Here is a 14224-nt window from a genome sequence, read left to right on the forward strand (position 1 = left end):
GATGCGGCTTTGGGCTCAAGAAGTCATTGGAGGTGCGTCTGCAGGCGCGCCAGCGGCTCGACGTTGCCTAGCGAGCCCAGATGCGCGTGGATCCACGCCAGCCAGCCGTCACGGAACAGGTCCAGCACCTGGGCGTCGTCCAGACCACGCAGCTTGTCCTCGTCAACGACGTGCAGGCCGTTCAGGACTTCCTGCTTGCCATCGCGTTCCACGCGGATGGTCTTGGGCACGAGAAGATCGAGCGCCGCCAGCCTGGCGCAGAACACGCGCGTGCGTTGCATCTCGCCATGGAACAACTTGAGGAATTCCACGGCGCCTTGCAGCAGCGGCGTGTCCTTGCCGTCATCGTCGAACAGGCACTCGCCGTCGGCCTGGTTCCAGCCGGGATAGCTTTCGTCGACGCAGACCGTAAGCTGATCGTTGTCGCCCTCGGCCAGCACAAAGGGATAGCGTCGTACGAAGGCCGGCACATAGGCGCCGCTCGTCCATTGGCCGTCGGCATCCACAAACAGGTTTTCGTGATCGCGCAGGCCCAGCAGCGCCGCCAGCGTGTACTGATTGTCGGGAGCACTGACGAATACCACCGGATAATGGCGGGCGGCTTCGTGGATCTCGGAGCCCGCCATCAACACGGAGTTGGTATCGCGGGCAAACTGGAACTGGCCCGACTGGCGCAAAAGCTTCGAATCCCGATGCCGTTCGCGATTCAGGGCTACTGGTTTGTCGTAGAAAATCATGGTGGGCATGGTTGAAATCTCCCTGGTCATGGCGGCGGTTTTAAGGAACCGGAAACGCGCGGGCCTGTTTGTTCGGTGGAACCTGCGGAAAGCGCCAAAGTCCCTGGCAACAGCGCCTGCAAGTGTGCTTTTTTATTTTCAGCAGGCACCTGGGGTTAAGGAAATACCTGAATCCAGGTATTTTTAGGCTTCCCTGGAGAAAATCGAGGCAAGAGAGATAGGAGGAGCGATGCCTGGAGATTTTTAAAAATTATCAGAACCAGGGAAAGTGACCAGCGTTGCCGTTTGCTTATCTTGTCCTTGCTGGCCACTACCTGTCTTTTGTGTTTTGACTTGGCATCTGGGCGAGCAGTCGTAGCGGCGGATATTCGTAAAACTCTCGGCCACCCCGTTGAATCTCAATATCAGATGTATCTGACAAACTTTTGGGATACATCTTCTTCGTTTCTATAGCGAACCAATTTATTGTTAGCCCGACGGGGCGCGCAACTCAGCTCCGGAATTTTCGGTCCCGTGCGTCGATGATCGATATCCACGGCGAGCACGTTCACCGAGGCCGTGCTGAACTTGGGGCGCGCGGCTGTCGATGGACGGCAAAGGGGCCTGGTGCGACGACGTGTTCGTCGAACGCGGTGGCACAGCTTCAAGTATGAAGCGGCTCGCGTGCGCGCCTACGAATCGGTTAGCCATGCCCCCGGTGCTCCATCGGCAATTACATTGCATTGAGCTGTACAAGCCGAAACGGCCTCATTCGAGCCTGGCGGATCAGACGCCGGATGAGGCAAACTTTGCGACGCTGCCCCCGATTAAATCGGGAGCGTGATTGCCCCGGAGATTCCACTAAAAAGTCATAGAAAGCCGTCCGAAGGAGTGAGGCCTCCTCTAACTTTCCGGAGAAGCTCATCCGGCAAGGATACGTAGAAATCTGAAAAGTTGAGAATTATCAGAACGGATTTTCAGTATGCCCAGAATTTCGGACTGGTCAGATGGAATTTTTGGCGATGGCCGATAGACTACATACATTAGGAATATTAATTAAATAAGATCCAAGGAGTGCGCCATTTCTACGGTTGCAAGCTGTTCACCCAATATTCTCTTTTCTGATGCCGTTGTACCTTGATAAAGGTGCCGCGGCAGGACTTCCGAAGAAGATCTGTTTTGTGAGAGATACGACCTGTGACCAATTCGTATGAGCCGGAGGCTACGCTGTGCGTTGCTGCTACGGTTACCAACCTGCGCGAGATCGAACGTGCCTGGGGGCCGCAAGGCGCGCTTGCCGTAAGGCACGTCGTTCTTGAACGCGCGCGCGAGTCGTGTCGATCAGTGCCTGGCGTCGCAGCGATGAGCGACGACCTGATCCTGTTCATCTTTGACTCGCCGCTCGGTGGTCCGCCATCGCCTGGCCAGGGTTCCGTTCAGGTCGGGTTGCTGCTTGATCGAATTCTTGGTGATCTCGCTGACCAGCCGATCGGAATCGCAGGCGACATCGTCTTCGTCACGGTTTCGCTGTCGGTTGTCGAGCAGGTGGAGAGTGCTTTTGATATCGCGACCGCTGGTTCCGGTGTGATCGTTGGGCGCCCCGGCGAGGAAGAGCGGCGCTGGCGCGAACGCTTTTTCTCGGACATGAAGGCAGCCGAACGCCTGTTCTCGGCGAAGAACCTTGATCGCCTCGTCTTCGACGCGGAGTCGGTTTGCAACCTGCAGAATGCGGAAATCGTCCGCTATTACGAGGTGGTGCCCTTCTGGACGCAGCACGGTGTGCGCAGACCAGTAGCGGAGTTGGTGGCACCACTTGAGCGGCTCGGTCTCATTTGCCGGCTGGACAGCTGGGCCGTTGAGGAAACCGTCCGCGCGCTGCAATCGAATCCAGACCTTTCGCTTGGATGCAACGTGACGGCGCAGAGCGCTTCGCTCGATGCCTCGTGGACCTCCATTCTCGCTGTGCTGGGCGAGCAACGCGAGATCGCGCAGCGGCTCGTGATCGAGCTTTCGGAAGTCACGTCGTCGATCGATCTCGGGAAGGTGGGCGCGTTCGTGCGCCGGATTCAGGTGCTCGGATGTCAGGTTGCGCTAGACAACGTGGGCGGTGGTCACAGCAGCATTGAAGCATTGGCCACGCTGGGTGTCGATGTCGTGAAGATCGATGCAGGGCGCCTGCGCGAGGCGCGCGAGAGCGAGCCCGCCAAAGACTTCTTGCGCAACCTCGTCTTGCTGGCACGGGGCACCTGTGCGGACGTCGTGATTACCGGCGTCGAGGGCGAGGATGACCTGGTGATCGCTGAGCTAGCTGGTGCGACACACATCCAGGGGCCATGCTTTCAGCATGATGTTATTTCCGGTCTGAACATAAGCAGTACTCACTGAAACGCAGATTTCTGATTGGCGGGGAATCACTACGTTCAGGTCCGGCCTTACGGCCGGTCCATGGGTTCATTTATCTGGATCAAAGCGTTTGTACCCGCGAGACTTTTATGGCTTTTCGGGACTCCGGCGCGCTGTTTATTAAAAAGGTATTGTGTGACTACGAAGATTGCAGTGTGTGGACTGGGCTATGTCGGTCTGCCCGTGGCGGTGGCACTCGCGCGCCACTTTGAAGTGACGGGGTTCGATGTTGACGCGCGGCGAGTCACGAACTTGCGCGATGGCCAGGACTGGACCGGCGAAATCGAGCCGCACGTGCTGCGCGACTCGACGATGCGCTTTACCGACAAGGTCGAGGACCTGGCGGGGGCCAACTTCTTCGTGGTTGCAGTGCCGACGCCCGTCGACGAAAAATGCAGTCCCGACTTTTCGCTACTGGAAAGCGCCTGCCGGCTGATCGGTCCGGTTCTACAATCGGGCAGCATCGTGGTGTTCGAGTCGACCGTCCATCCCGGTGCGACCGAGGACATCTGTGCTCCGGTGCTCGAAAAGAGTTCGGGCTTGCGCTGCGGCATCGACTTCAAGCTCGGCTACAGCCCCGAACGGATCAACCCGGGCGACCGCGAGCATCCACTCGAAAAGATCGTCAAGATCGTCTCGGGCCAGGACCAGCAGGCGCTCGACAAGATCGCCGCCGTCTACGAGACAATCATCGAGGCGGGCGTGTTCCGCGCCTCGTCGATCAAGGTGGCCGAAGCAGCCAAGGTGATTGAGAACACGCAGCGGGATATCAACATCGCGCTCATGAACGAAGTCTCGAAAATCTGCGATCTGGTTGGCATCCGCTCGTCCGAAGTACTTGAGGCCGCGGGCACCAAGTGGAACTTCCTGCGCTTCACGCCCGGTCTTGTCGGCGGTCATTGCATCGGCGTCGATCCTTATTACTTGACCTCGAAGGCGCAGGAACTCGGCTACCACCCCGAAGTGATCCTGGCTGGGCGCCGCATTAACGACGGCATGGCCGACTATGTCGCTGGCCGCCTCGTTCAGGTGATCGCGAGCCGCCATCGCCTCAAGCCCACTACGCGCGTAGGCATTCTTGGTATCACGTTCAAGGAAAACGTGCCTGATATCCGGAATTCCAAGGTTGTCGACCTCTACGAAGCCCTCACGCGTTACGGCATGTCTCCGCTCGTCTATGACCCGATGGCCGATGCCGGGCAGGTCCATGAGGAATACGGGATCAAACTCGTAGGCCATGAGGAACTCAAGGCGCTGGACGTACTCGTGTTCGCCGTACCGCACCGCGAGATCATGGAAACGATAGAGAGCGATTTGCCCGAAATGGTCGCGGACGGCGGGATCGTGTGCGATCTGAAGTCGTCACTCGATGGCGAACGGATCACGAAAAGCAGGCTTACCTATTGGGCGCTCTAAGCAGTAGAGCAGAGGATAGTTGAACGACCATCATGACTCATTTCACGATTGCGCCTATTGGTACCTGCCGCATTCACACGCCGCTACGCCGGGGTGCCGGACGCTTTCCTGTACGCCCGATTCTGACCCGCAACTATGGGTTCGTCCATACGAGTTCCGAAGCACTTCAGCAACTGCAGTTCATGTTCGGCAAGAAAGACATCCCAGCTGATGTACGCAGCCTCACGTTTCGTCCTGGTTCATCCGGGAGCTTCGAGAAGAAGGCGTGGCCCGGTGCCGACCTCTATCTGGTGGAGATCTCCTCGCGAAAGCTCCTGAGCGTCGACGATCACCCGATTCAGATGAACTATATGGTGCGTCATTTCGGCGATTTCTTCGCAGACAGGAAGCGAACCAAGCTGTTCTGGTCGATGGCGACGCCTGACCAAATGACTGAGCGGCGCCAATGGCTTGAGCAAGATTTCACGTTCCAGCATCTCCCGCCGGCTGACCGCGATCTGCTTGCGCGCATCCAGCGCCGCGACCTCACGGATGTGGAAGTTTCGGCAGAGATGGAGCAGATCGCCAGGATGGTCGGCAAGGACAATCTGGTCTTCGTTACACATGTGAATGCTGATACGCCGGACAACATGCCGGTCGAGCAACGTCGCATGTTGATCAACGCAGTGCGTGCGATTGCGAAGCGCATGAACGTGCCGTGCTACGACCCGACGCCACTCATGCGCAACCTGGGTCAGGCGAACGCGATGGAAAACGGCGGCCTCGATCTGACGCACTACACCGATCTGTTCTCGGACCAGCTCTGCGAGGCGTGGTATACGGAATTTGTGGTGCCCCGAATGGATTCGTCGGAAATCTACTCGCCCCAAAAGACCGGCTCCGTGCAGCACGAGGATACGGCACATAGCCTCGAGGCCGCATGGAACGCCGGGCAGGTGCTCGAAGTTTCTCGGCGGCTACACGCTATCCTGCGCCGCGGTGAAGGTGGCCGACAGCATCGATTGCTGCTGGGCCGCGTCCAGCACGATTTGGGTGATTTCGAGGGTGCAGCCACTCAGTTCGAATCGTTCGGCGCGGAGTCGGAATTCGACGAAAAAACGAATCTTCTGCTCATGCAGTGCTACTTCGAAACCGGACGCTATGAGCAGGCGGCCCGGCTTGCTGCCGCACTGATCGCGGATGAGCATGAGGCCCCGTCCGTTTTACGCATCTGTGCGGAGTCGGCCGGAAAGCTGGGCGACACGGCAACCGCGCTGGCGACATGGAAGCACTTGTTTAGGACTACGACTGATGCGGCCGATGCGTCGGCTGCGGCGACGGCGGTGATTCTTCTGCTCCAATCGGCGGACGATGGGGAAGGAACGATCCAGTGGGCGCACGAAGTGCGCGAGGCAATGCCGACTCACGCGCCAAGCTTGCTGGCGCTCTGGAACCGAGCGCTGGAGACGTCTGATCGTTCAGCGCTTCTGGAACTGTCGCGCGAACCCGTGGAGATGAGCGAGACCGAGATTCTCTCGCTCGCGCAACGCACCGCTAGGGCCGGTTTTGCTACCCCCTCAGCGCTGCTCGTCGCGACCCACGGTCTCACGCGCAGCAACTGCAGAGCAGTGGTCGACTGGATCGGGCATTTCGGCACCACGTGGCTTGAAGAGGGCAACGCGGCCCTCGTGTCAGGCGACACGCTCCAGGCAGCGGACAAGATTCAGGCGCGCGCTCAGATTAACCCGAACGGCAATGGGCTGATTCGCGCGCGGCGACAACTCGAACGCCAGATTCGCCAGGACGTGCGCGCAGCGCTTACCGCCCGCGACTACGAACGTGCGTCGGACATGCTTGCTATTGCGAGCCAGACACTCACGACCTTCCCCGAGCTGGTGAGCTTCCGCATCCGCGTGGCCGAAGCGATCGGTGACATCCACACCGCGCTGGCCTATCTGCGCGATGCGGCGCAGCACGAGGACATCACGGAGAGCACATGGATAAAGCTGGCCCGTATGGCTGTCCGTGGCGGTTACTACGGCGAGGCGATCGACGCATACGCACGAGTGCTGAATTCGCATTCGAGCGCCCCAGCTAGGCGCATCGAGGCGAAGCGTCGGATCATGGGCCTGCGTAGCCGCGTCATCCGGCTCGCCCGCGAAGCGCATCACGCCGGTGACTACGACAGCGCATGGGCACTTCTTGAACGTTTGCAGCAGCTCGATGCGGACAACAAAGAAGTGTCGCAAGAGAGAAAGCGTGTACTCGCGGGGCTCCGTGTGAAGCTGAAGACACTCGATGCCGCGAACAACGCGGATCGGTTCTTGCTTGGCCAGACGATCCTGCGCCTCGCGCCCGAAGACCCGGTCGGGTTGAAGGCTGCGGCGATCGGGGCTATGCGCACGCACCGTTTTGACCTGGCACTCAAGTATTGGCAGGTGCTGCGTACTCTCTCAGCGTCACCGGAGTTAATCGACGGAAATATCCAGAAGTGCCGGATATACATCGATTGCGCAAAACGCAGGAATGTCGCGTGACTGGCAAACAACGCGCTGGCGGTCTAGGCGACGAGAGCTGCCCCCCCCCTCATTCGAACGCACGTTCACGAACATGGTTTGAGTACTTCGACGATATGGCAGCTGAGTTTTAAAATTGGCTAAAACATTAGAAACAGGAACGGGTGGGAGCACGCTCACCGCGAGAACTGCACCCTCCTCTGCAAAGCCGCGGGCGGCACCGAAGCCCAAGGCGGCCAGCACGAAGGCATCGGTTGCCCGCGAAGTTGCGTCGCCGGTTACGCAGCAGCCCCAAACTGGTACGAAGACAACTGAAGGCTTATCTGCGCTGCACGAAGAACTGGCACGCTTGCTTGCGGCCTGCACGACCATGCAGGGCGCGCGCAATCATCTGGGCGAGGCGGAGCGACTGGCAGAACAGGCGGCAGACGACAGGACTGTGCGTATCGGGCTGCTTCAGATACGGGAGCGAACCGGACTCAGCATGGGCCTGCTCGCACAATGGGGCGATCTTCTTCTCGAGTATCCCGATGATCTCGTTGTGGCACGGCATTACGCGACCCGTCTTTTGAAGGAGCGTCGTATCGATGAGGCCATGGCGCTTGCAGACCGCCACTTTCCCGACCAACCAGACGATCCGGCCAAGGTGCTGGCTCGCGCTGAATTCCTTGCCGACATCAAGGCGAACGAAGTGTCGGATTCCCTCTTCAGGCGCGCCATAGCGAAGCATGATCGTCGTGACCTGCGAATCGCGTTCGCGAAGCGCCTGGCCAGGCGGAGCATGGTCGCCGAGGCGGTTCAGGTCATCGCGCCGGTCGCGCACGAGTTCGCGCCTGAGAGCAAAGGGGGCCAACTTGTCGCGAAGATCTTTGACGACTATGCGTTCTATCGTCGATACGAATCCGAAACCGATCTTACGGGGCAAGACATCAAGATCGTCGCGATGCGCCAGGCCATTCTGCGCTTTCGCAATCGGGTCGTGTCGCAATCGCCGCGCGGAAAGCCCATTTCGGTGGCGCTCGTGACGGGTAGCCTAGGGCCTGGCGGTGCGGAGCGACAGCTAGCGCGGCTCGCTGTGCAACTGCAACGTCTCTCCACGCAGGCGGTCAATGCAGACGAGAACACCACGAACTGCGACGTGGGTGATGTTGAAGTGCTGGTCAAGCAACACTCCAATCCCGCTCGCGTTGACCGACCGCAGTGTCTCGATTTCTTCCTTGGCATGTTGCGGGAGGCTAGTGTCAAGGTTTCCGAGATCAACTCGATGCCGGTAGTCTCGGCCACACATCAGGACATTCCCGACGCAGATCTGCTGCGCATGCTCGGCAACCTGCCGCCACAGGTGCACTACGGTGTTACGCGTCTCGCCCCGTATCTGCGCGAGCGCGCGTTCGATGTCGTAAGCCTCTGGCAGGACGGCACTGGCCTTTTTGGCGCCCTCGCCGCGCTGCTTGCCGGCGTGCCCACGATCCATCTCGTCTTCCGCGGGTTACCGCCGAATATCCGGCAGGAGCGTAATCGTCCGGAGTATGCCGCGTTCTTTCGCGCCATTGCCGAGGTGCCCGGCGTCGAATTCGTCAGCAACAGCATGACCGGCGCGCGCGAGTACGCGCAGTGGCTGGGGCTGCCGCTTGGGCGTTTTCACGTCCTCTACAACGGCGTACCTGAGATGAGCACACTCGCCTCTGAACAGGACGAGCGAAAGTGGACGGAGTTTGCTGGGCGCACGGCGGACGCGACCGAAACAATCGGTGGCGTGTTTCGCCTCGAGCCGGACAAGCGCCCACTCCTGTGGATCAGGCTTGCGCATCGGTATCTGAAGCGGCGTCCTCTTGCGCGGTTCGTCATCGTGGGCGATGGCCGTTTCTTCGAAGAGGCGCACGCGCTTGCGACAGAGCTTGGCATCGCTGGCCGCCTGTTGCTTGTGGGGCTTTCAGCGCACGTGGGGTTCTGGTACTCGAAGCTGGACGTCAAGGTACTGCTCTCGCGCCACGAGGGCTTGCCGAATGTGCTGATTGAAGCGCAGCTTCTCGGCATCCTGATGGTGTCGACGCCTGCGGGTGGGGCGGGAGAGTGCTTCATAGACGGTGAGACCGGACATCTGCTCGCGTGCGCGGAGAACCCTGACCTTGACGACGCATGCGAAAAGATTGAACAACTTGTTCAGAGTGCGCAGGCAGACGTCGCCGTGAGGAAACGGGCAACCCAGCGGGCCACCGAACTTTTTTCGGTGGAGGCGATGCTCGAAACGTTCATGAGCCTCTGCTGGCGTGAAGAGCCCGTCGAGGAACGCTCCCTGCCAGGGGAACAACCCAAAAATCGGGTGATGAATTAATGTCGTACTGCCTTGTTCGCATGCCTGACCGCCTGGTTATGGCCCTGGCTCTCTGCCTCTGCGCTGCTTTGCAAGGGTGCGTGATTCCTCGTAGCGGGCCACTCCTGAGCGAGGTGCAGGATTCTCGCGATCGCAATGATATTGAGCTAGTCAGCGTGACGCCAGCGCTCGCGCTTGCTTCGCGCGCGACAGGCAGCGCAAGCTTTCCGGTTGACTTCCTACAGACGCAACCGATTGACCCTGAAAAGCTGGCCCCCGGTGACGGCGTGGATATCTCGCTGTGGGGGCAGGACAGTGTAGGCGTCTTCGCTCATGGTGCGGGTGGCTCTGGCGGCATGACAGACATGGGAGAGATAGTCATCGACGAGGCGGGTACGATCTACGTTCCGCAGATCGGCCGCGTGCATGCGCAAGGCCTGACGCCGGCCGGGCTGCGCGACGCGCTTGAACGGCGCCTGAGTCGCGTAACGGTCGGGCTCGATGTCAACGTGAAGCGTACAGACCGACGCGGGCAAACCGTGACGATCGAGGGTGATCTCGGCAAACCTGGTGTGTACCCGATCGGGCCTGGCACACAACGACTGAGCGGACTGTTGAGCCAGGCGGCGCCGAACCAGACGAACCCCGAGCAACTCGCGATCACGGTGAGACGGCATGGCGAGAGTGCTTCGGTGCGTCTGTCCGATATCTATCGCAATAGCGCGGAGAATATTGCACTGCGCGCTGGCGACTCGATTGTTGTGCACAACATCGTGGAAGATCTGATCGTACTCGGCGCCACGGGAGCCCAGTCGAGAGTCAGGCTCAGTAAGCGTAACTACACGGTGCTCGACGCACTCGGCGATTCGCGTGGGTTGGGCGACTCGCTTGCCAATCCAAAGGCGGTTTTCCTGCTGCGCATTCGCGCAGATACCCCGATGGGCGCGGACAAGCCACCCGTCGTCTATCAGTTTGATTTCACGAAGCCTGAACAGATGGTCCTTGCCGGCAAATTCTCGGTGCAGGACGGGGATGCAATCTATATATCCGACGCACCGTTTACGCAGATCCAGAAGGTTCTATCCGCTTTTAGTGCGACGCTTGGCACCGCGCGCTCTGTGTCCGGCTTGTCGCAGTGAAGGCAGAACATGAGCAACCAGGATCGGATCAGGAACTGGCGTAAGCGTCGGTCGACACGACATGTCGATGGCGAGGCCGCCGAAGCGGAAGCACTTTCCAGCGCCGCTGCCGGCCAGCTCGGTGCACGCCCCGACTGGCGAGGAGCGGGCGACGTCATTGACGTGCTGACTGGCGTGCTCGATGCGCTCGCCAGCGCTCCGCGCGAGAGCGTGGCCAGCCGGCGGCGCATATACGAGGCACTCGAGAGCGAACTCGACGCAAAGCTCGCGCGGGAAGGCGCGCAGCCCGGGCGCGCGGATTTTCAGCGGCGTCAACTGCGCATGGTCACACGCCTGCTGGAAATCGATATCCGCGCGGGCGTTGACGTGTTGATGACAGGTTACGCGCCAGCGACGCTTGACACCGACGACGCGCGTCTGACCGATGGGTTCGAACGCCGGGAGCAGCAACGCAAGCAACAGGAAGCGCGCGACGCGCGGCGGCTCGCTTCGCGGGAGGACATTGCACACGAGATCGCTCTGAGCTCGCACGAGAAGCGCGAAGTCGCACTGCTGCGCGAGCAGCTCTCCGGGATTCGCGCACGTCAGCATGGCGCGCAGCCGGGCACACTGCAGTCGCGGCTCGCGAGCATCGCGCCGTTGCTACGGTTTCAGTTGCACGTGCTCCAGAACGAGAGCCGCGTCGCGCTGTTGTGGTCCGTGGTCGGCCCCGCCGTGCTGCTGAGCCTGATTTCGTCGCTCTATTTCCTGATGGGCACACACTACGTGCTCGGCATGGACGTGCCCACGTTCTCTTTGCTGGGCGCGACAACGTGGATCATGTTCCGGCAGGTGGTGTTTCGCACGAGCACAAGCTACGTCTCGGCGCGCGGGCTCATCAATCTCGAATCCGTTACGCCGCTTGCCATAGCACTCGTGCAGGGCTGTCTCTTCATCGTGATCTATCTCGGTGTCTACGCGATTCTGATCGGCGTCGGCCATGCTCTGGGCCTCATCACGCTGCCGGTGCGTTGGTCGGGTGCGATCGTCTACGTCGTCATGATGGGATGCGCGAGCGTTGCGATGGGGCTGATTTTTGGCAGCATCGCGACCCGTTGGCGCTTCTTTCTGCGCCTCGCGCCCGTTATCGAGCGTTGCCTGGAGATGTTCTCGTCCGTCTTTTTCGTCACCGAGCAGTTGCCGGAACAGTACCGGCAGTACTTTCTGTGGTCGCCGTTTGCGCACGGCATGCAATTGCTGAGGTCGTCGTATTTCGCCAGCTACACCTCGCAGGATGCAAGCTTCGCGTATTTCATCACGGCGCTGGTCTTTCTTTGCGTGCTCGGTGTGGCCATGGAACGGCTCGCTCGACCCCACGTGCAACCGATGTGAGCGCGCCATGATCGAACTGAACGGTGTCACGGACGCACCGCATCTCTTCGGCGTACGGCAACCACTGCTCGAGGCGGTCGACCTGGGTATTCCGCACGGACGCTATGCGCTGCTCTCGCACAGGCCCGAGTTTCATCGAGCCATTGTCGACATCATCTCGGGTCTGCGTCCGCCACGCGAAGGGTTTGTCGAGCACCAGGGGCGCGTTTCGTGGCCGTTGGGGCGGCAAGGTTTCGTGCGCGGCAAGGCGACTGGGCTTCGGATGATCGAGTTCGTATGCGCGCTCTACGGCATGGAGTCCACTCCATGCGTTGCACTGGTGTCGGACCTGCTGACGAGCCCTGAGTATCTGCTGCGGCCAATGGAACACTGGCCACTCTATGTACGGCAGGAATTCTCTTTTGCGCTCGCCCTCGCGCCAGATTTCGACGTGTACGTCGTTGAAGGGGCGATCCCGTTCGAGGCGTGCCGCTTCACGAACCTGTGGCTTGCGCTATTCGAGGAGCGGCTGGTGGGACGCACGCTGCTTCTATCAACCTACCGTCATCAGCAGATGATGGACTACTGCACCAAGGGTTTGGTCTATGAGCAACAAGGCCTTCGGATCGACGACGACCTCGAAGAATGTATCCGCCGATTCCCGCACCGAAGATCTCGCAGCGAATCGGGAGCACAAGGCGAAGACAGCTTCATCGATGTTGGCGCCGGAAACCAGTTCGGTGTCTAGCGAGGAACTTCCAGTCGCGCAGCGCGCGAAGGTGCGCGAGCAGGCATTGCGGCGCCGGCGCAGCCAGCGCCTCATGACGATCGGCCTCGTGTTCGTGCCGGTCATGTTGGCGGCGATATACGCGCTCGCCTTCGCGGCACCTCGCTATGGCGCCGAATCACGCTTCTCGGTGCGCTCCAGCACGCCCCAGTCGTCCGCCCAGAGCGCCTCGGCGAGCCTGCTATCGAGTGGCAATGGAGGCAGTGCGGTAGGAGGATTCGTCGACGGCTGGGCTGTCGCCGACTTCATCCGTTCGCGTGACTGCATGCGCCAGCTCGACAGCGAGATCGGCTTGCGGACGTACCTCGCGTACACCGGCCTCGATCCGTTGAACCGGCTGTCGCCACAAGCCGGCGAGGACGAGCTTTATCGCGCTTATCTCGACGCGATAGATGTTTCGTACAACATGATCGAGCAGATCGACGTACTGCGCGTGAGTGCCTTTTCGCCCGCAGATGCACGGACGATCTCCGATGCACTGATCGGGCTCGCCCAGCAGTTCGTCAGCAACATGGACGAGAAGGGCATTGCCGACACATTGAAGGTCAGCAAGGAAGCCGTGACGCGCGCGGAGGAGGACGCCATCGTCGCGCGAGGTGCACTTGCCGACTGGCGTGTGCGCAACGGCAATATCGACCCCGAGGCGGAAGCCGGCATGTTGCTGAATCTTTCCGCTCAACTGGAGGCCGAGCTCAACACGGCGAAAATCAATCTCGACAAGGTTCGCGCGCTGAGCAACCCCGAGCATCCGATGCTGCGGCCTGCGCAGCTGCAGGTAAGCGCGCTGCGCAAGCAGCTCGACGACGTGCGTGCTCGTATGAGTGGAAAGGGAAATACAGAGGCGAGCCGACTGAAGTCCTATCAGGCGCTGCTGAATGCGCAGACCTTCGCAGACCAGAATCTCACCTCGGCCCGGCATAACTACCAGCAGGCGTTCACCGACACCCTTCGGCTGCAGCGTTACCTCAGCGTGATCGCTCGCCCGGTTCCAGAGGTGCAACCTGGGAGCCCGAACACGAGCTTGCTGCTGATCGAGGCGCTGGCGGTAGGGTTCGTCTTCGCGTTCGTTGTGCGGATGGCCCAGGCGCTGTACCGGGAGTTCAGGCATGGCTGATGAACCACTGGTGGAACGCTCGATAGTCGCCGTCGCAGTCTCCCCGCTCGACGCCGCGAAACGTGCGATCCGGGCCGAAGCCTGGGAGGCCGGCCTCGCGCAACTCGACGAAATCGAGCGCGGCGGCGGACAGCTCGACGCCCATGCGGGCCTTCTGAAGGCGATTGCGCTGATCCGCTCGCGCGGCTTCGCGCCCGGAATCGGCTGCCTCGACGCGCCGCGGATTCGCGAAGCGCAGGGCCGCGCCGACGTGCGCCGCCTCGTGGTCGCGCCACTCGTCAAGTCCGGGGCGCTGGCCGAGGCGGCCCAGGTGTTCGACCTGCTGGTGCGTGCCTATCCCGAGAGCGGCGACGACCGGCGCAGCTACGCGAGCGTGCTCGCGCGGCTCAAGCGCTGGAGCGAGGCGATCGCGCATGTCGACGAGGCGGCCCGTCTCGCGCCCGACGACGTCGCGCTGCTGGCCACGCGCATCCAGTTGCGCACCCAGGCC

The 14224-nt window shown here is 60.8% G+C and carries 9 protein-coding genes and 1 pseudogene; 9 read left to right on the plus strand and 1 reads right to left on the minus strand.

Going from position 1 to position 14224, the window contains the following annotated elements; genetic code table 11:
• Positions 1-23 precede the first annotated feature (23 nt).
• Positions 24-746 carry a SapC family protein gene (locus tag G3N58_RS21905; RefSeq protein ID WP_206000200.1) on the minus strand — a complete coding sequence of 241 codons (723 nt, stop codon included), beginning with the start codon at positions 744-746 and terminating at the stop codon, positions 24-26.
• A 1332-nt stretch (positions 747-2078) separates the two neighbouring features.
• Here G3N58_RS21905 and G3N58_RS21910 point away from each other — a divergent pair.
• From G3N58_RS21910 to G3N58_RS21950, 9 genes and pseudogenes are all read left to right on the plus strand, one after another.
• Positions 2079-3101 (plus strand): EAL domain-containing protein, encoded by a 1023-nt coding sequence (locus G3N58_RS21910; protein WP_206000201.1) that lies wholly within the window; start codon positions 2079-2081, stop codon positions 3099-3101.
• Between the two features lie 171 nt (positions 3102-3272).
• Positions 3273-4535 (plus strand): nucleotide sugar dehydrogenase, encoded by a 1263-nt coding sequence (locus G3N58_RS21915; protein WP_346778288.1) that lies wholly within the window; start codon positions 3273-3275, stop codon positions 4533-4535.
• Positions 4536-4567: 32 nt separating this feature from the next.
• On the plus strand, positions 4568-7051 hold the full coding sequence (locus G3N58_RS21920) for a tetratricopeptide repeat protein (RefSeq protein WP_206000203.1): 2484 nt from the start codon (positions 4568-4570) through the stop codon (positions 7049-7051).
• 115 nt (positions 7052-7166) lie between these two features.
• On the plus strand, positions 7167-9365 hold the full coding sequence (locus tag G3N58_RS21925; protein ID WP_241017197.1) for a glycosyltransferase: 2199 nt from the start codon (positions 7167-7169) through the stop codon (positions 9363-9365).
• A 155-nt stretch (positions 9366-9520) separates the two neighbouring features.
• Positions 9521-10483: a polysaccharide biosynthesis/export family protein gene (locus G3N58_RS21930; RefSeq protein ID WP_206000204.1), complete on the plus strand. Its 963-nt coding sequence runs from the start codon at positions 9521-9523 to the stop codon at positions 10481-10483.
• 9 nt (positions 10484-10492) lie between these two features.
• Positions 10493-11854 carry an ABC transporter permease gene (locus G3N58_RS21935; RefSeq protein WP_206000205.1) on the plus strand — a complete coding sequence of 454 codons (1362 nt, stop codon included), beginning with the start codon at positions 10493-10495 and terminating at the stop codon, positions 11852-11854.
• A gap of 7 nt (positions 11855-11861) precedes the next feature.
• Positions 11862-12581, plus strand: coding sequence for an ATPase (locus G3N58_RS21940; protein ID WP_206000206.1), 720 nt, complete (start codon positions 11862-11864; stop codon positions 12579-12581).
• A 103-nt stretch (positions 12582-12684) separates the two neighbouring features.
• Positions 12685-13734 carry a sugar ABC transporter gene (locus G3N58_RS21945; protein WP_206000209.1) on the plus strand — a complete coding sequence of 350 codons (1050 nt, stop codon included), beginning with the start codon at positions 12685-12687 and terminating at the stop codon, positions 13732-13734.
• Positions 13727-14224 (plus strand): annotated as a pseudogene (locus tag G3N58_RS21950) (hypothetical protein); the annotation flags it as partial. The gene G3N58_RS21945 and the pseudogene G3N58_RS21950, both read left to right, overlap by 8 nt.

It is taken from the genome of Paraburkholderia sp. Ac-20342 (assembly GCF_017104985.1).
Lineage (GTDB): Bacteria > Pseudomonadota > Gammaproteobacteria > Burkholderiales > Burkholderiaceae > Paraburkholderia.